This is a genomic window from Actinacidiphila paucisporea (assembly GCF_900142575.1).
GTDB classification, from domain to species: domain Bacteria; phylum Actinomycetota; class Actinomycetes; order Streptomycetales; family Streptomycetaceae; genus Actinacidiphila; species Actinacidiphila paucisporea.
In genome coordinates this window covers 223,762-247,775 of record NZ_FRBI01000001.1, presented here as the reverse complement: position 1 = coordinate 247,775, position 24,014 = coordinate 223,762, and the positions used below count along the sequence as shown (strand labels likewise).

Below are 24,014 nucleotides of genomic sequence, written 5' to 3'. Positions count from 1 at the left end.
TCCGCCACCGAGCGGCAGATCGCCGCCGCCGAGGCGCACAGCGCGCACAACTACCACCCACTGCCGGTGGTCATCGCCGAGGCGGAGGGCGCCTGGGTGACCGACGTCGAGGGCCGCCGCTACCTCGACATGCTCGCCGGCTACTCGGCACTCAATTTCGGCCACGCGCACCCGCGGCTCATCGCCGCGGCCAAAGCGCAGCTCGGCCGGGTCACCCTCACCTCCCGCGCCTTCCACCACGACCGGTTCGCGCAGTTCTGCGCGGAGCTCGCCGACCTGTGCGGCATGGAGATGGTGCTGCCCATGAACACCGGCGCCGAGGCGGTGGAGACCGCCGTCAAGACCGCGCGCAAGTGGGGCTACCAGGTCAAGGGCGTGCCCGAGGGCCGGGCGAAGATCGTCGTCGCCGAGGGCAATTTCCACGGCCGCACGACGACGATCATCAGCTTCTCCACCGATCCGGAGGCGCGGGCCGGCTTCGGGCCGTACACACCCGGCTTCGAGGTCGTCCCCTACGGCGACCTCGACGCCCTCGACGCCGCCGTCGACGCCGACACCGTCGCCGTCCTGCTGGAGCCGATCCAGGGCGAGGCCGGCGTCCTCGTACCGCCGCCCGGCTATCTCGCCGGGGTGCGGCGGCTCACCGCGGAGCGCGGGGTCCTTTTCGTCGCCGACGAGATCCAGTCCGGCCTCGGGCGGACCGGCCGCACCTTCGCGTGCGGGCACGAGGACGTCGTGCCCGACATGTACGTCCTCGGCAAGGCGCTCGGCGGCGGGGTCGTGCCGGTCTCGGCCGTCGTCTCCTCACGGGACGTCCTCGGCGTCTTCCGTCCCGGCGAGCACGGGTCCACCTTCGGCGGGAATCCGCTGGCCTGCGCGGTGGGCCTGGAGGTCATCGCGATGCTGCGGTCCGGCGAACACCAGCAGCGGGCGGCCGACCTCGGCGACCACCTGCACCGGGAGCTGGGCGCCCTCCTCGGCACCGGCGCGCTGACCGCGGTGCGCGGCCGAGGCCTGTGGGCGGGCCTCGACATCCCCCCGGCCCGCGGAACCGGCCGCGCCATCTCCGAGTCCCTCCTCACTCGCGGCGTCCTCGCCAAGGACACCCACACCTCCACGATCCGCCTGGCACCCCCCCTGATCATCTCCAAGGACGACCTCGACTGGTCCCTGACCCAACTCCGCACCGTCCTCACCAGCTAGCCCCCCGCGTGGGCCGCCACCTGGGGGCGCGTGGGGGTACCCCCAGGCGAAGCGCTGGGGGGAGAACGGAGCGCCCAGCCACGACGCCGGGGAAGGCGACCGCCCACCGCAAGGGGCTGGCCCCCCGGCCGACGGGAACGGCAGGGCCGGTCCGGGACAAGCACGTCACGGCCGTAAGGTCGTGACGTGATCGTCGGGATGGTGGCGGGCCTAGGCGCAGCCATGTGCTTCGGAGTGGCGTCGGTGTTGCAGGCGCGGGGCGCACGCGCGGCGGAGCCGGGCAGCGGGTCGGGGGTGGACACGCGGCTGCTGGCGCGGGCGCTGGCCCAGCGGGAGTACCTCGCCGGACTGGGCCTGGACGGTATCGGGTTCGGGCTGGAGCTGGTGGCGCTGCTGACGCTGCCGATCTACGCGGTCGGCGCCGCGCTCGCCGCGAGCCTCGCGGTGACCGCGGTCGCCGCGACCCGGCTGCTGGGCGCGACCCTGCAGAGGGTCGAGTGGGCCGCCGTGGGCGCGGTCTGCGGCGGCCTGGCGCTGCTCGGGCTCGCAGCGGGCGGCGAGGGCGGCGGCCACGGCAGCAGCGCCCTGCAATGGGGCACGCTGGCCGCGGCGGGCGCGGTGCTGCTGGTGGGCGCCGCCGGCGGCCGGCTGCCGGGGCGAGCGCGGGCCGCCGTGCTGGGGTTGGGCGCCGGCCTGGGCTTCGGGGTGGTCGAGGTGGCGGTCCGGCTTATCGACGGCGTGACCGGACCGGCGCTCTACGCCCTGCTGCTCGGCGGCGGCGCCGCCTTCCTGCTGCTGACCTCGGCCCTGAGCCAGGGCTCGGTCACCACGGCGACCGCGGGAATGGTCATCGGGGAGACGGTCGGGCCGGCCCTGGTCGGCGTCCTGGCGCTGGGCGACGGCACCCGGGCCGGCTGGGCGCCGGCCGCGGTCGCCGGCTTCGCACTGGCCGTGGTGGGCGCCCTGGTGCTGGCCCGCTTCGGTGAGGGCGGCGCTACGACCGCGTCGCCGGCGACATCCGGCAGGTGACGCCGATGCGGTTCCAGGCGTTCATCGCCACGCCCATCGCGATGAGCCGCGGCATCTCGTCCTCGTCGAAGAGCTTCGCGGCCTCGTCGTAGACGTCGTCGGGCACGCCGTGGGCGCCCAGGTGGGTCATCGCCTCGGCGAGGGCGAGGGCGGCGCGTTCGCGGGCGGTGAAGAAGGGGGTCTCGCGCCACACCGTCAGGCCGTACAGCTTCTGCTCGGACACGCCGGCCTTGCGCGCGTCGGCACTGTGCTTGTCGACGCAGTAGGCGCAGCCGTTGAGCTGCGAGACGCGGATCCTGACGAGTTCGCGTACGACCGGGTCAAGGCCCAGGGCCGCGGCCTTGTCGAGGGCGAACATCGCCTGGTAGAAGTCCGGCGCCTTGTCCATCAGGTCGATCCGTCGCGCCGGTGCGGGAACGGCTGCGTCAGCCGGGGGAATCGTGGTCATGCAGCCACCGTAGGCGCGAAGTGGCACCGCCTCGTGGTCCACTTGGGGCATGAACGAGTGGGCCACTCCGCAGCGCGGCAGCGGTAGCTACGACCTGCTGCTCGACCTGACCGGGCAGCGTACCCGGGCGGGTCTGGAGGAGGCGCTTCGCGCGGCCGTACGCGACGGGCGGCTCGCGCCGGGCGCCCGCCTGCCGTCCAGCCGCGTCCTGGCCCACGATCTGGGCCTGGCCCGCAACACCGTCGCCCACGCCTACGGCCAGCTCGTCGCCGAGGGCTGGCTCACCGCCCGGCAGGGCTCGGGCACGACGGTGGCGGCGCGGCCCGCCGTTCCGGTGCGCCGCCCCGCCCAGCGCCCCGCGGAGCCGCCGCGCGACGCGCCCACCGACCTCGTGCCCGGCCGCAGCGGGCTGCCGTACGTCCTGTGGCCCGGCTCGCCCGACCTGGCGTCCTTCCCGCGCACCGCCTGGCTGCGGGCGGCCCGCCGCGCGCTGACCGCCGCGCCCAACGAGGCCTTCGGCTACACCGACCCGCGCGGCCGCCCCGAGCTGCGCACCGCGCTGGCCGACTACCTCGCCCGAGTCCGCGGGGTCCGCACCGACCCCGAGCACCTGGTCGTCTGCACCGGCTACACCCAGGCCGTCGGCCTGCTCGCCCGCGCCCTGCACGGCCGCGGCGCCCGGCGGGCCGCCGTCGAGGCGGTCGGCCTGCCCGACACTCCGACGCTGCTGCGGGCCGCGGGGCTGGAGCCCGTCGCCCTCCCCGTCGACGCGGACGGCGCCCGGGTGGAGGACCTCGGCCCCGGGATCCCCGCGGTGCTGCTCACCCCCGCGCACCAGTTCCCGCTGGGGGTGAGCCTGTCCCCCGCGCGCCGCACGGCCGTCGTGGCCTGGGCCAGGTCCACCGGCGGCATCGTCGTCGAGGACGACTACGACGGCGAGTTCCGCTACGACCGGCAGCCGGTCGCCGCGCTCCAGGCGCTGGCCCCCGACCACGTCGTCTACGCCGGCACCGCGAGCAAGAGCCTCGCCCCGGGCCTGCGGCTGGCCTGGCTGGCCGTGCCGCCGCACCTGCTGGAGGCGGTGGTGCGGGAGAAGCGGTTGGCCGACCACCAGTCCGGGGTGATCGACCAGTTGACGCTCGCGGAGTTCATCCGGGCCGGGGCGTACGACCGGCACGTGCGGCGGGTGCGGATGCGCTACCGCGCCCGGCGGGACCGGGTGGTGGAGGTCCTGGCGCTGCGCGCGCCGGGCGTGCGGGTGTCGGGCATCGCGGCCGGGTTGCACGCGGTGCTCGACCTCCCGCCGGACGGTGCGCCTCTCGACGCGGTGCTCGCCCGCGCGCACCGCCTGGGCCTCGCCGTCCCCGCCCTCACCGCCTTCGGCTCCGCCCCTTCCCACCCGCCTGCCCTGGTCGTGGGTTACGGCACGCCGCCTGACCACGCCTTCCCCACGGCGCTCGGCCTGCTGTGCGACGCGCTCACCGCACGGGCCTGACCCCGTACGCCCGTGGCCCGGTGGGGGTCAGGGGGCGGAGTCCTTGACGCGGGGGGAGATGGCGTACGCGTGGCTCGGGGAGGTGGAGTGGCGTGGGTGGTCCGAGGTGGTGACGTGGCCGGACGCGTCGACGCCTATCACGTCGTTGAATTTGCTCACCTGCGCGCACGCGCCCTTGGCGCTGCCGAGTTGGGAGTTCGTCCCGGTGAGTGCCGACTTCTGGTCGGCCGCGGAGATCGGGGCCTTGCCGCCGGGGAAGGTCGTGCCGGTCGGCCAGTCGGTGCCGAGCAGGAGGACGATGCCCGTGCCCGTGGCGGACTGCTTGAGGGCCGCGGCGGGCAGGCCGAGGGCCGAGGCGACGCTCTTGGCCTGGGCCTGCTGAGCCGCGGGGTAGCTGAGCGTCGTGGTGGTGGACGGGGGGCCGTCGCCGGAGGTGGTCTCGCGGCTGAAGCCGCGGGAGACCAGCTCCGCGGCTATGACGGCGGCCCGGTGGTCGACGCCGCCGCCGTTCTTGACCTGGACCGCGATCGTGGACGGCGGAATCGTGGGCGCGGCGGAAGGCGCCGCCTTGGCGCCGCTTGCCGTGGTGAGCGACTGGTCGTCGGCGATCGTCTTGAACAGCGTCGAGGCACCCGGGTTGACCAGGTGCAGCTCGGAGACACCGTTGACGGTGACGCTGGCGGTCTGGAGGGTGGCGAAGGTGACCCGGTCGGTGGGGACCTTGTTGAGGTCGGTGCCGAGGCCGATCAGCTTGGTGACGGAGTCGAGCGAATTGTCGACGGTGAGCGCCTTGGTCGCGGCGTTGGCGACCTTCCACATCCTGCTGGGGCTGGTCAGCGTGCCGTCGTCCTTGAGCTTGTTGAGCAGCGCGGTCAGGAAGACGTGCTGGCCGACGGTGCGGCCCTCGCTGTCGCTGCCGTCGCCGAAGCCGTGCCGGGTGCGCAGGAACTCCAGGGCCGCGTCGCCCTGCAGGACGTGCGAGCCCTTCTTGAGCTTGAGGTGGCTGTAGGGGTCGTAGATGTCGGCGCTCACGCAGACCTTGACGCCGCCGACCGCGTTGGACATGTTCACCACCCCGGAGAAGTCGACCATCATGAAGTGGTCGATGGGTATCCCGGTGAGCTCGTGGACGGCCACGACACTGCAGCCGGGGCCGCCGGCGAGGGCCGCGTTGATCATCTGGTCGTGCTGCGGGCCCATGCTTCGGTGGCCGTCGTCGTGGCAGCCGTCCCAGTCCGCCCGCAGGTCGCGGGGCACGCTCATGACGGTGGCGTTCGAACGGTCGGCGGATATGTGGACGACCATCTCCACGTCGGCGCGCTGCCCGGACGCCGTCTTGCAGGCGCCGCCGAGCTTGCAGTCCGCCGCGTCGGTGCGGCCGTCGGAGCCGATCACCAGGATGTTGATCGGGGTGCGGCCGAAGGCGTCGGCCTTCTCGTGCCCGGCGCCGTCCTTGCCGTTCGCGGACAGGTCGTCGGACTTGATGTTGCTGTTGAGCTTCCAGTAGACGTATCCGGCGGCGCCGCCCGCGAGGAGGATGACGAAGGCCATGGCCAGCCCGACGATCTTCAGGGCCCGATGGCCGCCGCGCCGCTTCCGCCCCTTGCGGAGGGCGGCCCGCCCGCCCGGGGGCCGGTCGGAACCGCGCCCGCCGGCGGTCGCGGGGGCGTAGGGGGCCGTGCCGGCGCTGTGGGCCCCGGTGCGGCGCCGGTCGGTGCCGCGCCTGCGTGTCCCGCGGGAGGAGTCGCTCATCGTCGGTTCCTTGCGACGTCGGGTCCAGCACAGGCTGGGTCGGCCGACATCTACGACCGGTGAAACCCCCACCAGGTTGCATTCCGCTTACGATTTTCGTTTTGTGTACCTGGACACACGGCGGCCCCGCCGCTGAGAAAACAGCGGCGGGGCCGAGGCCGGGGCCGTACGAGCGGCCGCGTACGACTCAGATCAGGCCGAGCTCGCGTACCGCGGCACGCTCCTCCTCCAGCTCCTTCACCGACGCGTCGATCCGCGGCCGCGAGAAGGCGTTGATGTCCAGGCCCTGGACGATCTCGTAGGCGCCGTCCTTCGTGGTGACCGGGAAGGACGAGATGAGGCCGGCCGGGACGCCGTAGGAACCGTCGGAGACGATGCCCATCGAGGTCCAGTCGCCCTCGACGGTGCCGTTCACCCAGGTGTGGACGTGGTCCAGGGCGGCCGACGCGGCGGAGGCCGCCGAGGAGGCGCCGCGGGCCTCGATGATGGCCGCACCGCGCTTGGCGACGGTCGGGATGAAGGTGTCGGCCAGCCACTGCTCGTCGTCGACGACCTCGGCGGCGTTCTTGCCCGCGACCTCGGCGTGGAAGATGTCCGGGTACTGCGTGGCGGAGTGGTTGCCCCAGATGGTGACGCGCTTGATGTCGGACACGGCCGCGCCGGTCCGCTTCGCCAGCTGCGCGATCGCCCGGTTGTGGTCCAGGCGGGTCATCGCGGTGAAGCGCTCCGCCGGGACGTCGGGGGCGGCGGACTGCGCGATGAGCGCGTTGGTGTTCGCCGGGTTGCCGACCACCAGGACCTTGATGTCGTCGGCCGCGTGGTCGTTGATGGCCTTGCCCTGCGGCTTGAAGATGCCGCCGTTCGCCGCCAGCAGGTCGCCGCGCTCCATGCCCTTGGTGCGGGGGCGGGCGCCGACCAGGAGCGCGACGTTCGCACCGTCGAAGGCGACGTTCGGGTCGTCGGTGATGTCGATGCCGCGCAGCAGCGGGAAGGCGGCGTCGTCCAGCTCCATGGCGGTGCCCTCGGCGGCCTTCAGGCCCTGCGGGATCTCCAGCAGCCTGAGCCGCACCGGCACGTCCGCGCCGAGCAGGTGGCCCGAGGCGATACGGAAGAGGAGGGCGTAGCCGATCTGGCCGGCCGCTCCGGTGACGGTGACGTTGACGGGAGTGCGAGTCATTGCCTTCTCCTGGCCTGTGCTGCGGTCTGCTGCGGTCTGCGCGGGCGCGGGTTGGCCGCTACGGCAGTGGCCCGAGCGGCCCAGAACGCGGATCTCTCGTCGTCAAGAGAGCCACCCGTCAGGCTATCGCGCGCCGCGCCCGCCGTCGGACCGCGGTCGTGTGGCGGCGGTCACCGCCACCGCGCCGCCCGGCTCAGCCGACGCAGACGCCCAGCAGTATCAGGCCCAGGCACAGGCCCGTGTGCGTCGGGCTCGGCGTGGCACTGGGCGTGGCAGTGGCGGTGGGCGTCGCGCTGGGGGCGGCGGAGGTCGTCGTGCCCGGCGCCGTCGGTACGGGGGTACCGCTAGGCGGCGCGCTCGTCGCCGTGGCCGCGGGCGCCGCCGGCGTGGCCGGGCCGGGCGCGGGCGGCACCGCGGCGGCCGTGTCGACAGGGGCGCCCGAGCTGGTGTCGGCGCCGCCGGGCCCGCCCGGGTCCTGCGCCGCCGGCGTACGGCCGCGTGGCGGCGCGGACGGCAGCGGGGCACCCGACGCGGTGCCGCCCTTGCCCGGGGAGTCGGCGTCGCCGCCGGGGGCGCGGCCGTTGCTCGTACCGGCCATCAGCACGACCGCCAGCAGCGCGGCCACCGCCAGCACGCCCGCCGCGGCGAGCAGCAGGAAGCGTCTGCGGCGGGCCGGCATGGCGTCCTGCGCGCTCAACGGGTCGAGCGGGTCAGGCTGCGGCACCGGCTTGTCCCGGCCGCGGTCGCCCGTGCCGGTCGAGGCCTTCTCCGCGAGCTTCCACAGGGCGCCGACGCGGTCGTAGTCCGCGCCGCACGCCTGCGCCAGCACCTCGACGGCGGCCAAGGGCGGCACTTTGGCCGCCGCGAGATAGCCGGCCCACGCGTCGGCGGACTCGGCCGTGCGCGCGGCCAGGGCCGGGACGGTCAGGCCGCTCCTGTCCTTCATCCTGCGCAACTGCGTCGCCAAGCGCCGCATGTCCAGGGGGATGCGGTCTGCCAGTGGCTCCCACTGCCCCATGCCGCACCCTTCGCCGAATACCCAGCCCTACGCTATCCGTTCGTGCCCGCACGAGTGGTCTTACCCGCAAGCTCCCACTCGCGGGGGCCACTTGTGCTAAAGGGGTGCCCCGGCTTTTCCGCTACGACCTGCGCCCAGTTCCCCGCGCCCCCAGGCCCTGCCCCTTGCGGTGGGCGGTCACCTTCCCACCGCCGTGGCTGGCCGCGCAGTTCCCCGCGCCCCTCAAAAACGCTCACCCTCCGCCGCGAGGGCAGCCCCTCAGGGGCGCGAGGATCTGCGCGACAAGCCACGACGCACCGGCAGGCAAAGGCGCACCGCAAGAGGCACGGCCCCAGGCGCGCGGGGGCCACGGGGCCGCACCGGGAAGAGGGGAAAAGCAACCGGCAGGGGACCGGTTCAGCGGACCGAGAAGTGGATGATGTCCTCGAGGAAAGGGATCCGTATCAGCGGATCGGGCTGAGCCATCAGCGCCAGCAGGACGATGGCGACGCCGAGAATCCCGTACGTGATCACATCAGTGAACCGGCTGCGTACGGCGAGCATGCCGACGGACTGCATGCCCCACCTCAGGACTCCGCCGAGGAGCAGGGAGACCCCCAGCACGATCGCGCCGGCGCGAAACGCCCCGGCGGCCGTGGTGACGAGGCCGATCACCGCGCCGGTGATGACCAGGAGGATGGGCCACTGGCGGGCGGGAGCCGGGGCCGTGCCGGGGGCGGCGCGGCCGCCGCCTTCGGGTCGGGGGGTGGAGGTGGTGACGGCGGGGCGGCCGCCGGGGCCGAGGTCGTCAGGCACGGGGGGCCGCCCGTTCGGCCGTTTCCACCACGTTCTGCAGGAGCAGCGCCCGGGTCATGGGGCCGACGCCGCCGGGGTTGGGCGAGAGCCATGCGGCGACCTCGGCCACACCGGGGTGGACGTCGCCGACGATCTTGCCGTGCTCGTCGCGGCTGACGCCGACGTCGAGGACGGCGGCACCCGGCTTGACGTCCTCCGGCTTGACGATGTGCGGCACGCCGGCCGCGGCCACGATGATGTCGGCCTGCCGCAGCTGCGCGGACAGGTCGCGCGTGCCGGTGTGGCACAGCGTGACCGTGGCGTTCTCGGACTTGCGGGTGAGCAGCAGGCCGATGGAGCGGCCGACGGTGATGCCGCGGCCGACGACCACGACGTGGGCGCCGTTGATGGCGACCCCGTGCCGCCGCAGCAGTTCGACGATGCCGTTGGGGGTGCAGGGCAGTGGCGCGGCCACGCCCAGCACGAGGCGGCCCAGATTCGTCGGGTGCAGCCCGTCCGCGTCCTTGGCCGGGTCCATGAGTTCGAGCACCCGGTTGGTGTCGATGCCCTTGGGGAGGGGGAGCTGCACGATGTAACCGGTGCAGGCGGGGTCGTCGTTGAGCTCGCGGACGACCGCCTCGATCTCCTCCTGCGTGGCGGTGTCGGGCAGTTCGCGCTGGATGGAGCCGATGCCGACCTGCGCGCAGTCGCGGTGCTTGCCCGCGACGTACCACTTGCTGCCCGGGTCGTCGCCGACCAGCAGGGTGCCGAGGCCGGGTGCGACACCGCGGGCCTTGAGCGCCTGGACGCGCTCGGTCAGTTCGGACTTGATCGCGGCGGCGGTGGCCTTGCCATCGAGAATCTGGGCGCTCATGCCTCCATACTCCCGGATCGGGGGTGCGCGGGACCAATCCGTCCACTTCCCGTGCACGGTTGCCCCTTGCGCCCCCGACGCGCTGGGCCGGACGATGTGGCGGATCCGTCCCGTCCGTCCCGCTCACTAAGGAACCCGCACGTGAGTCAGCCTCCCGGCCCCCCGAACCCCTACGGCGACCCGCCCCAGCAGCCCTACGGCCAGCCGCAGACCCCCGGCATCCCGCAGCAGCCGTACTACGGCCAGCAGCCGGGTTACGGCTACCCCGCTCAGCAGCCGCCGTACGCCGCCTATCCGCCGGCCGGCGGCCTGCCACCCGGCATGCCGCCGCTGGCGAGCTGGGGGGCGCGGCTGGGCGCGTACCTGCTCGACTTCCTGATGTTCAACCTGGTGCCGACCGGTCTGTACCTGGCGGGGAGCCTGCCGCACAGCAAGAAGGTGCAGGACGCCAAGGACGCCTGCGCCAACCAGGGCATCCCGTCCGGGAACTGCGACGTGCCGAGCATGTCAGGCACCGGTGTGACGCTGGTCCTGGTCGGCGCGCTGCTCAGCATCGCCGTTCTCGTCTTCCTCAGCATCCGCGAGGGCAAGACCGGGCAGACGCCGGGCAAGAAGATCGTCGGCATCCGGCTGCTGCGCGAGGCGGACGGCGCCGCACTGGGCTTCGGCCGCGCCTTCGGCCGCCGCCTGCTGCACGTCCTCGACGCCATACCGTGCGGCCTCGGGTTCCTGTGGCCGCTGTGGGACGGCAAGAACCAGACCTGGGCCGACAAGATGGTCCACACCGTGGTGATCAAGGACCAGTTCTGAGCACCCCGGGCGGCTGACCGCAGGCGTGGCAATGTACCGAGGCCGTACCCCTGGCGCGGGGTACGGCCTCGGTACATTGCGAAGTGCCGCGTGTGGCGAGGTCAGTGGAAGAAGTGCCGCGTGCCGGTCAGGTACATGGTCACGCCGGCCTTCCGCGCCGCCTCGATCACCGCTTCGTCGCGGATCGAACCGCCGGGCTGGGCCACCGCGCGGACGCCCGCCTCGGCCAGGACCTCGAAGCCGTCGGGGAAGGGGAAGAAGGCGTCGGAGGCGGCGTACGAGCCGGCGGCGCGGTCCGCGCCGGCCCGGGCCACCGCGAGCTTTGCCGAGTCGACCCGGTTGACCTGGCCCATTCCCACGCCGACCGTGGCGCCGCCCTTGGCGAGCAGGATGGCGTTGGACTTCACGGCACGCGACGCCCGCCAGGCGAAGGCGAGGTCGGCCAGCTCGTCGGCCGGCAGCGCCTCGCCGGTGGCCAGCGTCCAGTTGGCCGGGTCGTCGCCCTCGGCCTGCAGCCGGTCCTTGACCTGGAGCAGGATGCCGCCCTCGATGGGCTTGTACTCGGCGACCGCGTCGGGCGCGGCGGCGACCCGCAGCACCCGGATGTTCTTCTTGCGCGCCAGCACCTCCACAGCGCCGTCCTCGTAGTCCGGGGCGACGATGACCTCGGTGAAGATGTCGGCGACCTGCTCGGCCATCGCCACGGATACCGGGCGGTTGACGGCGATGACCCCGCCGAAGGCGGACAGCGGGTCGCAGGCGTGCGCCTTGCGGTGCGCGTCGGCGACGTCGGAACCGACCGCGATACCGCACGGGTTGGCGTGCTTGATGATCGCCACGCAGATGCCCTCGTGGTCGTAGGCGGCCCGGCGGGCGGCCTCGGTGTCCACGTAGTTGTTGTACGACATCTCCTTGCCGTGCAGCTGCTCGGCGCCGGCCAGGCCGCCGCCGTCGCCGGTGACGTACAGCGCGGCGGGCTGGTGCGGGTTCTCGCCGTAGCGCAGCGTCTGGCGGCGGGAGAAGACCTCGCCGACGAACTCCGGGAAGGCACTGCTGTCGTCGGCCGCGTAGCCGTCGGCGAACCAGGACGCCACGGCCACGTCGTAGGCGGCGGTGTGCTGGAAGGCCTCGGCGGCGAGCCGCTTGCGGGTGTGCAGGTCGAAGCCGCCCGCCTTGGCCGCGGCCAGCACGTCGGGGTAGCGCGCGGGGCTGGTGACCACGGCGACCGACGGGTGGTTCTTGGCGGCGGCGCGCACCATCGAGGGGCCGCCGATGTCGATCTGCTCGACGCACTCGTCGTCGGCCGCGCCGGACTCCACGGTCTCGCGGAAGGGGTAGAGATTCACCACGACCAGCTCGAACGGCTTGACGCCCAGCTCGTCGAGCTGCCGCCGGTGGTCGTCGAGGCGCAGGTCGGCGAGGATGCCGGCGTGCACCCGCGGGTGCAGCGTCTTGACCCGGCCGTCCAGGCACTCGGGGAATCCGGTCAGCTCCTCGACCGGGGTCACCGGAAGCCCGGCGGCGGCGATCCGGCTGGCCGTCGAGCCGGTCGACACCAGCTCCACACCCGCCTCGTGCAGCCCGCGGGCCAGCTCCTCCAGACCGGTCTTGTCGTAGACGCTGATCAGCGCACGGCGGAAGGGCTTCGTGCCCTGTCCCTGGGTGTCTTCGGCGCTCATGCCGGAATCCGTACCTTTCGTCCTTCGATGCGGTAGCCGTCGCGCGACAGCCGCCCTACGACATCGACCAGCAGCCGCCGCTCGACGTCCTTGATGCGCTCGTGGAGCGTGTCCTCCGTGTCGTCGGCCCTGACCTCGACCACGCCCTGGGCGATGACCGGGCCGGTGTCGACGCCGTCGTCCACGAAGTGGACGGTGCACCCGGTGACCTTGGCGCCGTACGCGAGCGCGTCGCGTACGCCGTGCGCCCCGGGGAAACTCGGCAGCAGCGCGGGGTGGGTGTTGATGAACCGGCCGCCGAAGGCCGCCAGGAAGTGCTTGCCGACGATCTTCATGAAGCCCGCCGACACGACGAGGTCGGGTGCGTACGCGGCGGTCGCCTCGGTCAGCGCCGCGTCCCAGGCGGCGCGGTCGGCGTGGTCGCCGACCCGCACCACGAAGGTCGGCAGTCCGGCGCGCGCGGCCCGCTCCAGGCCCGCGATGCCGTCGCGGTCGGCGCCGACCGCGACGATCGTGGCGCCGTAGCCGGGGTCGGCGTCGATGGCGTCGAGCAGCGCCTGCAGGTTTGTGCCGGAGCCGGAGACCAGGACGACGAGGCGGGCCGGGGTGCTGCGGGCGGGAGTGTGGGCGGCCACTGGCGGGGCTCTTCTCTCGCTGAGATCGTTCGGATGATCGTACGAGTCGGGGATTGGCCGGATTCCGGGGAACCCTACGAGACCGCCGACCGTCAGCAACGATACCGGCACACCGAACGGCCCCCACGGGACGGGGGAGCGCGCGCGAGGTAGCGTCTGGCGGGAGCACGGGACTTCGCGCGCGCTGCGCGCGGGTGAACGTGATGTATCCGACACCTGTGTCACGTATGACTTGTAGAGCTGACGGAGCAGGACGGAGCGGGGCGGCGTTGAGCCCGGTACGAGGAGTCGAGCCCAAGGGGATGGCGCATCACATCATGAGCAGCGGCCGTAATCGTCTCGCGCTGCGCGCGCCCGAGGGCGACCAGGACCAGGACAACCCGTTCGCACCGCCCCCCGAAGGGGCGCCGGACCGGCCCTGGCAGCCCAGGCGGCCCGATGGATCGGGCGACGCCGACCCGGGTTCGTCCGGCGGTACGCCCCCGCCTCCGCCACCCGGGCGGCGGCCCGGGGCGCCCCAGGCATGGGGCAGCCAGTGGGGCAACCGGCAGCCGCAGGACGGCCGCCCCGACCCCGAGCGGGGCCCGAGCGGCCCCCAGGGCAGCGGCCCGCGCTTCGACCCCACCGACCCGGCCCAGCGCCGCTCCCGCTACGCGCTGGTCTGCGGCGGCTGGGGCCTGATCTTCGCGGTCCTCGGCTGGGTCGAGGTCGGCCTGCTGCTCGGCGCGCTCGCCCTCTACTGGGGCATCAGCGCCCTGCGCATGTCCCCGGAGGACCGCGCCCAGGCCCGCGCCACCGCGGCGTCGGCCCTGGCCGACGCCACGCAGACGCCGCGCCCGACCCCGCCGGCGCCCGGGCCGGACGCGCAGCGCTCCTTCATGACGGCGGCGTGGACCGGCATCGTCACCAGCGCGGTGACGATCGCGATCGTCGCGTCGTCCTTCGCGCTGCATCTCGCGTACCGCGACTACTACACGTGCAAGAAGGACGCGTTGACGACGCCTGCGTCCCAGGCCTGCCAAACGCTTCTCCCGAAGCCGTTGCGCAGCGTCCCGGCCTTGCGCGGATAGCCCGCGGGGGTCCCCGCGGCCGTGGGGTGCGTGCCCCTTGCGGTGGGCGGTCGCCCTTCCCACGGCCGTGGCTGGTCGCGCGGTTCTCCGCGCCCCGGGGGGGCAGCCCCCTGGCGTGGGCGGTCACCTTTCCCACCGCGGTGGCCAGAGCTACGCCTGGGGGTGCCCCACGCGCCCCTGAGGGGCAGCGCCTTGCGGCGCGTCGCTTGCCTGCGGCCGCGTCGTGGCTGGTCGCTCCGTCTCCCCCAGAGCTTCGCCTGGGGGTGCCCCACGCGCCCTTGAGGGGCAGCCCCCTGGGGTGGGCGGTCGTCTTCCCCACCGCCGTGGCTGGGCGCGCAGTTCCCCGCGCCCCTTTGGCGCGCGTCATCCGCTGTCCGGCGTTGGTGGGGGGACGACCGGCCGCCGCGAGGGGCAATCACCCAGGGGCGCGTGGGGGTACCCCCAGGCGAAGCTCTGGGGGAGACGGAGCGACCAGCCACCGTGGGCCGCAACCGTGGAATCCGTGGCCGCACCCCGCAGGGGGTGGTGGGGAACTGCGCGGCAAAGCCACCGCGTAAACCGCCCCCTCGGGAGGGGTCAGGTGGGGGGATGGGGCGGCATCGGGGGGTATGCCAGGTGGGCCGGGCGGGTGCGGGTGTAGGAGAGCAGGGTGGATGCCGGGAGGGAGAGGACCAGGGGCCAGGCCGTGGCTGCGGCTGCGGTGAGCCACCAGGCGGGGCCGAAGGACGCGAGGGTGCCGGCGCCCAGCGGGCCGCCGGCGAAGGCGGCCAGGACGGCGCAGGCGGCGCCGCAGACGGCGGAGCCACCCGCGCTGACCAGCGCGGTGCGGCGCACGCCGAGGCGGGCCCTGACGCAGCAGTGGGCGACCGCGGCGCCGGCGAGCACCGGCACCGCGAGTGCGGCCCAGCCCACCGCGTGGGCGCCCGGCGCGGGCACGGCGGCCAGCAGGGGGAAGCGGGGCAGGAGCGGGTGCGGGGAGACGCCGCCGGGGGCGACGGCGTGGCCGGCGCCGAGCAGGAAGCCCGGCCCGAGGGCGTACGCGGCGCACCACACCGCGAGGTTCGGCACCAGGAGGACGCACAGCAGCGCGAGGGCCGCCTGCCCGGCGATCGGTGCGCTGAGCTGGCCAAAAGCGTGTCCGGCGGCGCCGGCGTGCCAGGCGAGGGCGGCGCCGCCGATGAGGGCGCCGCCTCCGACGAGGATCCCGGTGGCGATGCCGCCGGCCCGTAGCGCGAGGGCGGCGTCGGCGCCCCACGGCACGTACCGTTCCAGCGGTGGGCGCCCGCTGCCGGTCCAGGCGCCCGCGGCGGTCACCGCGGCGGCGAAGAGCGGGACGTATACGGCGGCCGAGAGGGCGTCGACCCGCAGCGGCCCGCTCGCGGCGTAGACGGCGACGGGCGCCGCGACGCCGAGGTAGCCGCCCATCACCCAGCCCGCGGAGCGATGCGTGCTGCTCCCCACGGCGGACGCGACCCCGCGGTGGAGCAGCCACGCGGGCAGCGCGGTGAGCAGCAGCGGGGTGACGCCGATGGGGGCCGGCACTCCGGAGAGCGTGCCGTCGCGTACCAGGTCGGCGCCCTGCGCGAGCAGCCACAGGCCAGTGGCGATGTGCAGGGCCCCGCCGAGCCCGCTGTCGGGGTAGGGCGAGGCGACCCAGAGCAGCAGGACGACCGCGGCGAGCGCGGCGAGCGCGAGGCCGGCGGCCGCCGCCCCGGCCGCGACGGCCGACGCGCGGGCCGCGGCGAGCGCCCGGCCGGTCGTGGCGGGCGGGTGCGCCGATGCGTGTTCCGTCATATGGGTCACGACGCCCCATGGTGTCAATAACACCCGTTTCGCCCGAGCAACGGGCGATCGGTCGACGTGTCGCCCATGATGTGCCGTAAACGTGCTTTCTTCGGATCGTCGGATGAAAGGCCTCACCGGTGAGCGGGCGCAAACGGTCACACAAGAACCGGTCCCAGCCGACCCCGCGCCCCGCCACCCGCGGGGCCACGGCGACCACCCCCACTCCCCCGCCGGGCCCCAAGAGCTCCCGCCCGCGCAAACCGGGGCCCGCGACGGGCCGCCCCGGCGCACCCCCGCCCGCGCCGATACGGGTACGGGTCGTCTACCGCCCGGTCGCCGCCACCGTCCTGCCCGCCGAGGAGGAGGCCGCCGACCCCGAGGGCGCCTTCGACGCCCTCTACCGGCACAGCGCCGCGGCCTTGCGGCGGCAGGTCGCCGTACTGACCGGGGACCGGGCGCTGGCAGCGCGGGCCGTCCGGCGGGCGTTCGACCTGGCGTGGCAGCGGTGGCCCGAGGTGGCGCGGGACAGCGACCCGGCGGGGTGGGTGCGGGCGGCCGCGCACACCTACGCCCTGGCGCCCTGGCAGCGGGTGCTGGGCAAGCGGCGGCCGGGACGGCGCAAGGCCGCGACGTCGCAGGACGCCCTGCGGTGGGCGCTGGTACGGCTGCACCCGGAGCGGCGGCGGGCGCTGCTGCTGCACGACGGGCTCGGGCTGAGCCTGCGGGTGACGGCCGCCGAGGTCGAGTCGAGCACGACGGCCACCGCGTCGCGGATCGTCGGCGCCCGACGGGAGCTGGCCGCGGCGGCGCCGGACGACTACGACGGCGGCGACGCCGGACCCCACCTGACGGTCCTGCTGGCGGCGCAGCCCGACCCGCCGGCCGGTGAGCCGGAACCCCGTGGCGTCAGGGAGGACAGCGAACGCGGCACCCGGCGGCGTACGGCCGGCGTCTTCGCGGCGGCCGGCGCGATGGTGCTGGCCACGGCGGTCGGCATGATCGCCCTGCCGCAGCACGGCGCGCCGCCGCCGCGCGGCCCCGCCCTGGAGCGGCCGGCGGACCGGCCGCCGGCGGGCGGCTGACCGGACCGGACGACGAACGGCGTGGGCCCGCACCTTTCCGGGGGCGGGCCCACGCCGTGGCGGGTGGCCTGCGGTCAGCCGACGAGGATCTCGCGGGCCAGCCGGGCGGTCTCGGACGGGGTCTTGCCGACCTTGACGCCCGCGGCCTCCAGGGCCTCCTTCTTGGCCTGGGCCGTGCCGGAGGAGCCGGAGACGATGGCGCCGGCGTGGCCCATGGTCTTGCCCTCGGGCGCGGTGAAGCCGGCGACGTAGCCGACGACCGGCTTCGTCACGTGCTGCTCGATGAAGGCCGCGGCCCGCTCCTCGGCGTCGCCGCCGATCTCACCGATCATCACGATCAGGTCGGTGTCGGGGTCGGCCTCGAACGCGGCAAGCGCGTCGATGTGCGTGGTGCCGATGATCGGGTCGCCGCCGATGCCGACCGCGGACGAGAAGCCGATGTCCCGCAGCTCGTACATCATCTGGTACGTCAGCGTGCCGGACTTCGACACCAGGCCGATGCGGCCGGGCTTGGTGATGTCGCCCGGGATGATGCCGGCGTTGGACTGGCCGGGGGTGATCAGGCCCGGACAGTTCGGACCGATGATCCGGGTCTTGTTGCCCTTCTGCTGCGCCAGCGCCCAGAACGCGGCCGAGTCGTGCACCGCGACACCCTCGGTGATCACGACGGCCAGCGGGATCTCGGCCTCGATGGCCTCGACCACGGCGTCCTTGGTGAACTTCTCCGGGACGAAGATGACGGTCACGTCCGCGCCGGTGGCCTCCATGGCCTCCTTGACGCCGCCGAAGACCGGGACCTCGCGGCCCCCGTCGAAGGTGACGGTGGTGCCGGCCTTGCGCGGGTTGACGCCGCCGACGATGTTCGTGCCGTCGCCGAGCATCAGCGTGGTGTGCTTCATGCCGGTGGCGCCGGTCATGCCCTGGACGATGACCTTGCTGTCCTTGGTGAGGAAGATAGCCATGGTTGTCTGTGTCCTCGTCCCTTACTTCGCGGCCAGCTCGGCGGCCTTGTCGGCCGCGCCGTCCATGGTGTCCACCCGCTGCACCAGGGGGTGGTTCGCGTCGGACAGGATCTTGCGACCCAGCTCCGCGTTGTTGCCGTCCAGGCGTACGACCAGCGGCTTGGTGACTTCCTCGCCCCTGGACCCGAGCAGCGCCAGGGCCTGCACGATGCCGTTGGCGACCTCGTCGCAGGCGGTGATGCCGCCGAAGACGTTGACGAAGACGGACTTGACGTCCGGGTCGCCGAGGATGATCTCCAGGCCGTTGGCCATGACCTCGGCGGAGGCGCCGCCGCCGATGTCCAGGAAGTTGGCGGGCTTGACGCCGCCGTGCGCCTCGCCGGCGTAGGCCACCACGTCGAGGGTGGACATGACCAGCCCCGCGCCGTTGCCGATGATGCCGACCTCGCCGTCGAGCTTGACGTAGTTGAGGCCCTTGGCCTTGGCCTTGGCCTCCAGCGGGTTGGCGGCGGCCTTGTCCTCCAGCGCCTCGTGCCCGGGCTGCCTGAAGGCGGCGTTCTCGTCCAGCGAGACCTTGCCGTCGAGCGCGACGATCTTGCCCTCGCCGGTCTTGACCAGCGGGTTGACCTCGACCAGCAGGGCGTCTTCCTTGATGAAGACGGTCCACAGCTGCTGCAGCACATCGGCGACCTGGTCGGCGATGTCGGCCGGGAACTTCGCGGCGGCCACGATCTCGGCGGCCTTCTCCGGCGTCACGCCCTCCAGCGCGTCCACCGCGACCTTGGCCAGCGCCTCCGGGTTCTCCTCGGCGACGACCTCGATCTCGACACCGCCCTCGACCGACGCCATGGCGAGGAAGGTGCGGTTGGTGCGGTCCAGCAGGAAGGAGACGTAGTACTCCTCCTTGATGTCCGCGGTCTCGGCGAGCATCACCTTGTGGACGGTGTGGCCCTTGATGTCCATGCCGAGGATGGCCTCGGCCTTGGCGACCGCGTCGGCCGGGTCGGCGGCCAGCTTCACACCGCCGGCCTTGCCGCGCCCGCCTACCTTGACCTGCGCCTTGACGACCGCACGGCCGCCCAGTCGCTCCGCCGCCGCGCGCGCCGCCTCAGGCGTGTCGATGACTTCACCGGCCAGCACCGGTACACCGTGCTTGGCGAAGAGATCCCTCGCCTGGTACTCGAACAGGTCCACGCGCGTCCGTCTCCCTTTTCCCTGGAATTCCCTGGAATCCGCTGGATGTAAGCCTGGATGTCATCCGCATCGGCAGGAGGCTGCCGCCATGAGTACAGCGCCGCCTGCCGGCTGGGCGTGCCGCTACGGGCAGGGCGACCGCACGTCACCAGCTGTCACCAGGGAAGCGCACGCGGTGTCCGAGTACGCGGCATGTCCGTCTTGCAGGTTATCGCCGTGCGCGGGTGGGTCCTAAATCGCGGATCACTTGTGAGCGGTGAGAACGGTCACAGGGTGCTGGTCGCTTCGCCCTTTCAGGCCTCGGGTATCGGGATGCGGCGCTTCTCGATCGCCGCGGCCATCACCTCGGGGAAGAGGTCGGGGGTGCAGGCGAAGGCGGGCGCGCCGAGTGCGGCCAGCGCCGCCGCGTGCTCCCGGTCATAGGCGGGCGCGCCCTCGTCGGACAGTGCGAGCAGCGCCACGAACTGCACCCCCGACGCCTTCATCGCCGCCACCCGCTTGAGCATCTCGTCCCGTATCCCGCCCTCGTAGAGGTCGCTGATCAGCACGACGACCGTTTCGGCCGGACGGCTGATCAGCGACTGGCAGTACGCCAGCGCCCGGTTGATGTCGGTCCCGCCGCCGAGCTGGGTGCCGAACAGCACGTCGACCGGGTCGGCGAGCTGCTCGGTCAGGTCCACCACGGCGGTGTCGAAGACCACCAGCCGGGTGTCGATGGACCGCATCGAGGCCAGGACCGCGCCGAAGACCGAGGCGTAGACGACGGAGGCGGCCATCGAACCGGACTGGTCGATGCACAGCACCACGTCCTTCTTCACCGAGCGGTCGGCGCGCCCGTAACCGATCAGCCGCTGCGGCACGACCGTGCCGTGCTCGGGCAGATAGTGCCGGAGGTTGGCCCGGATGGTGCGGTCCCAGTCGATGTCGTGGTGCCGGGGCCTGCTGACCTTCGCCGACCGGTCCAGCGCCCCGGTCAGCGTGGCCCGGGTGTGGGTGGCGAGCCGCGACTCCAGGTCCTCGACCACCTTCCTGACCACGGCCCGCGCGGTCTCCTTGGTCGTCTCGGGCATCGCACGGTTCAGCGACAGCAGGGTGCCGACCAGGTGCACGTCGGCCTCCACCGCCTCCAGCATCTCCGGCTCCAGCAGCAGCGCGGACAGCCCGAGCCGGTCGATCGCGTCACGCTGCATCACCTGGACGACGGAGCTGGGGAAATACCGCCGGATGTCGCCGAGCCACCGCGCGACCTGCGGCGCCGAACCCCCGAGTCCCGCCCCCCGGTCCCCGCCCCGCTCCGGCCGGCCGCCGCCGGCCCCGCCCGAGCCGTACAGCGCGGCGAGCGTACGGTCCATCGCCGCGTCCCGCCCCACCAGCTCGTGGCCCGTTCCCTCGCCCGCGGGTCCGCCGCCCAGCACCAGCCGCCACCGCCGCAGCCGCTCGCCGGCCTCCTCGGCCTCCCGGGTGCTCCCCTTGTCACTCATTGCCCGCTCCCCCATCCCCGCGCGTGCCCAGGTCGGTCGTCGTGGTCGTGCCCAGCAGCAGCCGCACCGTGTGCGCCGCCGCGTCCGCCCTGGCCGGGTGCAGGGTGGGGCCGAACCCGGGCAGGCCGGGCTCCGGCACCCTGCCGCCCGGCTGCCGGGCCGCGGACGGGCCGCGGCGCACCAGCTCGCCGACCGTGCGCCGCACCCCCGGCTCGAACTCGGCGAAGGTCCGCCGCAGCAGCGGCAGCACATCGCCGAACGCCGCCGCCGACACCCCGGCCAGCCACCCGTCCACCAGCGCCAGCAGCTTCTCGTCGTGCACCAGCAGCATGCCGCCGCCGGCCAGGAAGCCCTCGACCCAGCCCGCCGACTCGGCCGGGCCCGTCCCCGGCGACAGGGCCAGGCCCATCAGCCGGGCGGCCTGGTCCGCCTCCAGCCGGCCGTCATCCCGCAGCAGCCGGGCGGCGGCGCCGCGCAGCAGCCCCGGTATGCCGCCGTCGCGCTCGGCCACGCTGCGCAGCGCGGCCGCCCAGCGGTCACGCAGCGCCTGGTCGGGCAGCAGGGCGACCGACCGGTGCACCTCGTCGACCAGCGGGCGCATGGCCGCGGCGCCGTCCGCGTCCAGACCCGCGCAGGCCGGCGGCAGTCCGACGCAGATGCGCAGTGCCAGGCCCGCCGCGACCTCGCCGAGCGCCGCCGAGTCCGTGCCGCGCACATCGCCGTAACGCACCGCCCGCACCAGCGCGGGCAGCGCCGCCGCCAGGTGCGCCACGTCCATGTCCAGCGCCGCCCGGTCGGCCAGCACCCGCATCACCACCGGCAGCGCGTCCGGCAGTCCGGCCAGCAGGCACGCCTCGGCCGTCGCCGTGACCTCGGCGAGGGTGCCGGAGTGCGCCGCCGCGTCCGCCGCCTTCGCCGCGGCCGCCGACGCCACCGTCGTCCCCCATATCCCCGCCTCGGCGACCCGCACCGCCAACTCCGGCTCCCAGCGCAGCCGCCAGGTCTCACGGAAGGTGCCCTTGTTGTCCCGGCCCCTCGCCGGCTCGCCCCAGCCGATGCCGAGCAGCACCAGCCGGTGCAACAGCCGGCTGCGGGCCGCGTCGGTGTCCTTGCGCAGGTCGAGGTCCACCTCGCGCTCCAGCGCCTCCGGCTTGAGCCGCAGGGTGCGCTGCTCCCTGGCCAGGTCGCGGGCCAGCGGCACCGCGGGCGCGTCCGGCGGGACCTCGCCGAGCACGTCGCCGACCACCAGCCGGTCCCTTATCAGCGCGAGCGGCACGTCCGATCCGTCGCACATCACAGCCCGGATCGCGTCGGTGGTCTCACCGAGCCCGGCCAGCGGCCGGCCGCGCATCGCCGCGAGCGTGTCGGCGAGCCGCACCGCCTCGATGACATGCGCCGACGAGACCGGCAGGTCCTCCTCGCGCAGCAGCCCCGCGACCTTCGTCAGCCACCGGGTGACCGGCCGGTCGGCGGCGGTGAACAGATGGCGATACCAGCCCGGCGAGTCGATCCCGGCCCCGTACCCGCTGGCCCTGGCCAGCCTGCGGTGCGTCCAGGGCACCCACGTCGTCTCGACCTTCGCCTTCGGCAGCCCTTTGAGCAGCTGCCGGTCCGCGGCCACCGCCGCACGCCCGGCCAGCGCGGGCACATGCCAGGCCCCGCACACCACGGCCGTCCGCTCGTAGGCCCGCCGGGCCTCCCGCAGCCGGAGCCGCATATGCGCCTCCCGCACCGGGTCGTGGGTGTGCCCGCCGTCGCCGTGGATCGCCCGGATGGCGCCCATCGCCTCGGCCAGCGCGGCGAACGGCGCCAGCGGGTCGCCCGCGTCCGCCCCGCTCCCCCGGTGCTCGACCGCGTCCTCCCACCACCGCTCCGGGTCGTCGTAACCGGCCGTCTCGGCCAGCACCGCCAGCGGGTCGACCCGCACGTCGGCGCCTGCCGGCTCCGCGGCCGCCGGGTCGGGCTCCTCCTCCCCGGTCGCCGGGCGCAGCGCCAGGCTGTGCGCGGCCGGCAGGTCGATGAAGCGCACCTCGGCGCCCGCCTTCGCCGCCCACCGCAGGGCGACCCACTCGGGCGAGAACTCGGCGAAGGGCCAGAACGCGGCCCGCGCCGGGTCGTCCACCACATGCGCCAGCAGCGCCACCGGCGGCCGCATCGCCGGATCACCGGCCAGCCCCACCAGCACGTCGGCCTCCGGCGGCCCCTCGATCAGCACCGCCTGCGGCCGATACGCCTCCAGTGCCCCCAGCACCGCCCGCGCGGAACCCGGGCCGTGATGCCGCACCCCGAGCAGCACGACGTCCTCCGGCGCCGCGGCCGCCTCGTCGGCCGCCTGCGCCACGGCGGTGGCCGCCGCCCGGTCGGCGGCGTCCCGCGGCGCGACCAGGGGCAACCGGTCCGTGGTCCTGGTCATGCCGACACCTCCCGGCAGGCGCGGTAGAAGTCCTTCCAGCCGTCCCGCTCCCTGACCACCGTCTCCAGATACTCCTGCCACACCAGGCGGTCGGCCGCCGGGTCGCGGACGACCGCGCCGAGGATGCCGGCCGCGATGTCGCCCGCGCGCAGCACCCCGTCGCCGAAGTGGGCTGCGAGTGCCAGGCCGTTGGTCACCACCGAGATCGCCTCGGCCGTGGACAGCGTGCCCGAGGGCGACTTGACCTTGGTGCGGCCGTCCTCGGTGACGCCGCCGCGCAGCTCGCGGAAGACGGTGACGACCCGGCGGATCTCGTCGGCGCCGCGGGGGGCGGCCGGCAGGTCCAGGCCGCGGCCGATCTGGTCGACCCGGCGGGAGACGATCTCCACCTCGTCCTCCGCGCTGGCGGGCAGCGGCAGCACCACCGTGTTGAACCGGCGGCGCAGCGCGCTCGACAGGTCGTTGACCCCGCGGTCGCGGTTGTTGGCGGTCGCGATGAGGTTGAAGCCCCGGACGGCCTGCGTCTCCGCGCCCAGCTCCGGTATCGGCAACGTCTTCTCCGACAGGATCGTGATCAGCGAGTCCTGCACGTCGGCCGGGATGCGGGTCAGCTCCTCGACGCGGGCGATCCGGCCCTCGGCCATAGCCCGCATCACCGGGCTGTGCACCAGCGCGTCCCTGCTGGGGCCGTGGGTGAGCAGCTGCGCGTAATTCCACCCGTAGCGGATCGCCTCCTCGGGGGTGCCCGCCGTGCCCTGCACGAGCAGCGTCGAATCACCACTGATCGCGGCGGCCAGGTGCTCCGACACCCAGGTCTTCGCGGTGCCCGGCACGCCGAGCAGCAGCAGCGCCCGGTCCGTCGCGAGGGTGGTGACGGCCACCTCCACGATCCGTCGCGGCCCCACGTATTTGGGTGTGACGACCGTGCCGTCCGGCAGCGTCCCGCCGAGCAGGTAGGTGGCGACCGCCCACGGGGACAGCTTCCAGCGCGCGGGGCGCGGGCGGTCGTCAGCGGCGGCGAGCGCGTCAAGCTCGGCAGCGAAGGCCTCCTCGGCATGCGGCCGCAGGACCTGCTCGGCGCCGGCCGCGGCGCTCGTCATTGCGGTCATGGCTCTCCCCCACTCGTCGGTGCG

20 protein-coding genes are annotated in these 24,014 nt (G+C 74.1%); 6 read left to right on the top strand and 14 right to left on the bottom strand.

All coding sequences use genetic code 11. The features are described 5' to 3' along the window. Window positions 1–18: 18 nt before the first annotated feature. Window positions 19–1,203, top strand: coding sequence for an ornithine--oxo-acid transaminase (gene rocD / locus BUE44_RS01210; RefSeq protein ID WP_073493380.1), 1,185 nt, complete (start codon window positions 19–21; stop codon window positions 1,201–1,203). A 198-nt stretch (window positions 1,204–1,401) separates the two neighbouring features. Then, complete coding sequence (locus BUE44_RS01205; RefSeq protein WP_073493378.1) at window positions 1,402–2,232, top strand: hypothetical protein; 831 nt, start codon at window positions 1,402–1,404, stop codon at window positions 2,230–2,232. On the opposite strand, the gene BUE44_RS01200 is transcribed toward BUE44_RS01205, so the two are convergent. Beyond that, entirely contained in the window at window positions 2,198–2,680 is a 483-nt protein-coding gene (locus BUE44_RS01200) for a carboxymuconolactone decarboxylase family protein (protein ID WP_073493376.1), read from the bottom strand. The two genes, BUE44_RS01205 and BUE44_RS01200, sit on opposite strands and share 35 nt — an antisense overlap. Window positions 2,681–2,729: 49 nt before the next feature. On the opposite strand from BUE44_RS01200, the gene pdxR reads away from it, so the two are divergent. Further along, window positions 2,730–4,175: a MocR-like pyridoxine biosynthesis transcription factor PdxR gene (gene pdxR, locus BUE44_RS01195; protein WP_073492646.1), complete on the top strand. Its 1,446-nt coding sequence runs from the start codon at window positions 2,730–2,732 to the stop codon at window positions 4,173–4,175. A gap of 27 nt (window positions 4,176–4,202) precedes the next feature. Here the strand turns inward: pdxR and BUE44_RS01190 are convergent, their stop codons facing one another. From BUE44_RS01190 to BUE44_RS01170, 5 genes are all read right to left on the bottom strand, one after another. Further along, complete coding sequence (locus BUE44_RS01190) at window positions 4,203–5,927, bottom strand: LCP family protein (RefSeq protein WP_073492636.1); 1,725 nt, start codon at window positions 5,925–5,927, stop codon at window positions 4,203–4,205. Window positions 5,928–6,114: 187 nt separating this feature from the next. After that, complete coding sequence (locus BUE44_RS01185) at window positions 6,115–7,104, bottom strand: malate dehydrogenase (RefSeq protein ID WP_073492634.1); 990 nt, start codon at window positions 7,102–7,104, stop codon at window positions 6,115–6,117. 193 nt (window positions 7,105–7,297) lie between these two features. Next, complete coding sequence (locus BUE44_RS01180; RefSeq protein WP_079189381.1) at window positions 7,298–8,122, bottom strand: helix-turn-helix domain-containing protein; 825 nt, start codon at window positions 8,120–8,122, stop codon at window positions 7,298–7,300. A gap of 396 nt (window positions 8,123–8,518) precedes the next feature. Beyond that, window positions 8,519–8,917, bottom strand: coding sequence for a DUF3017 domain-containing protein (locus BUE44_RS01175; RefSeq protein ID WP_073492628.1), 399 nt, complete (start codon window positions 8,915–8,917; stop codon window positions 8,519–8,521). Then, entirely contained in the window at window positions 8,910–9,770 is an 861-nt protein-coding gene (locus BUE44_RS01170; RefSeq protein ID WP_073492564.1) for a bifunctional methylenetetrahydrofolate dehydrogenase/methenyltetrahydrofolate cyclohydrolase, read from the bottom strand. The genes BUE44_RS01175 and BUE44_RS01170 overlap by 8 nt, the downstream gene beginning before the upstream one ends. 141 nt (window positions 9,771–9,911) lie before the next feature. Here BUE44_RS01170 and BUE44_RS01165 point away from each other — a divergent pair, with 141 nt between their 5' ends. Further along, on the top strand, window positions 9,912–10,580 hold the full coding sequence (locus BUE44_RS01165) for an RDD family protein (protein ID WP_073492562.1): 669 nt from the start codon (window positions 9,912–9,914) through the stop codon (window positions 10,578–10,580). Window positions 10,581–10,681: 101 nt separating this feature from the next. Here BUE44_RS01165 and purH read toward each other — a convergent pair whose 3' ends face one another. After that, window positions 10,682–12,259, bottom strand: a complete 1,578-nt coding sequence (purH, locus tag BUE44_RS01160; RefSeq protein WP_073492560.1) for a bifunctional phosphoribosylaminoimidazolecarboxamide formyltransferase/IMP cyclohydrolase — start codon at window positions 12,257–12,259, stop codon at window positions 10,682–10,684. Then, entirely contained in the window at window positions 12,256–12,894 is a 639-nt protein-coding gene (gene purN, locus BUE44_RS01155; RefSeq protein WP_073492558.1) for a phosphoribosylglycinamide formyltransferase, read from the bottom strand. Before purN ends, purH begins: the two co-directional genes overlap by 4 nt. A gap of 302 nt (window positions 12,895–13,196) precedes the next feature. On the opposite strand from purN, the gene BUE44_RS01150 reads away from it, so the two are divergent. Continuing rightward, window positions 13,197–13,964 carry a hypothetical protein gene (locus BUE44_RS01150; RefSeq protein ID WP_073492556.1) on the top strand — a complete coding sequence of 256 codons (768 nt, stop codon included), beginning with the start codon at window positions 13,197–13,199 and terminating at the stop codon, window positions 13,962–13,964. 576 nt (window positions 13,965–14,540) lie between these two features. On the opposite strand, the gene BUE44_RS01145 is transcribed toward BUE44_RS01150, so the two are convergent. Next, window positions 14,541–15,758, bottom strand: coding sequence for a cell division protein PerM (locus BUE44_RS01145; RefSeq protein ID WP_073492553.1), 1,218 nt, complete (start codon window positions 15,756–15,758; stop codon window positions 14,541–14,543). 128 nt (window positions 15,759–15,886) lie between these two features. On the opposite strand from BUE44_RS01145, the gene BUE44_RS01140 reads away from it, so the two are divergent. Then, window positions 15,887–16,831, top strand: a complete 945-nt coding sequence (locus BUE44_RS01140) for a SigE family RNA polymerase sigma factor (RefSeq protein ID WP_073492551.1) — start codon at window positions 15,887–15,889, stop codon at window positions 16,829–16,831. 74 nt (window positions 16,832–16,905) lie between these two features. Here the strand turns inward: BUE44_RS01140 and sucD are convergent, their stop codons facing one another. The 5 genes from sucD to BUE44_RS01115 form a co-directional block, all read right to left on the bottom strand. Then, window positions 16,906–17,793, bottom strand: a complete 888-nt coding sequence (gene sucD, locus BUE44_RS01135) for a succinate--CoA ligase subunit alpha (RefSeq protein ID WP_073492549.1) — start codon at window positions 17,791–17,793, stop codon at window positions 16,906–16,908. Window positions 17,794–17,814: 21 nt separating this feature from the next. Continuing rightward, the gene (gene sucC, locus BUE44_RS01130; protein ID WP_073492546.1) at window positions 17,815–18,987 is read right to left on the bottom strand and encodes an ADP-forming succinate--CoA ligase subunit beta; all 1,173 of its coding nucleotides are present in this window, start codon (window positions 18,985–18,987) and stop codon (window positions 17,815–17,817) included. Between the two features lie 293 nt (window positions 18,988–19,280). Further along, entirely contained in the window at window positions 19,281–20,468 is a 1,188-nt protein-coding gene (locus BUE44_RS01125) for a VWA domain-containing protein (RefSeq protein WP_073492544.1), read from the bottom strand. After that, on the bottom strand, window positions 20,461–22,881 hold the full coding sequence (locus BUE44_RS01120) for a DUF5682 family protein (protein WP_235001852.1): 2,421 nt from the start codon (window positions 22,879–22,881) through the stop codon (window positions 20,461–20,463). The genes BUE44_RS01125 and BUE44_RS01120 overlap by 8 nt, the downstream gene beginning before the upstream one ends. Beyond that, window positions 22,878–23,990, bottom strand: a complete 1,113-nt coding sequence (locus BUE44_RS01115; protein WP_073493372.1) for an ATP-binding protein — start codon at window positions 23,988–23,990, stop codon at window positions 22,878–22,880. The genes BUE44_RS01120 and BUE44_RS01115 overlap by 4 nt, the downstream gene beginning before the upstream one ends. Between the last annotated feature and the right edge of the window lie 24 nt (window positions 23,991–24,014).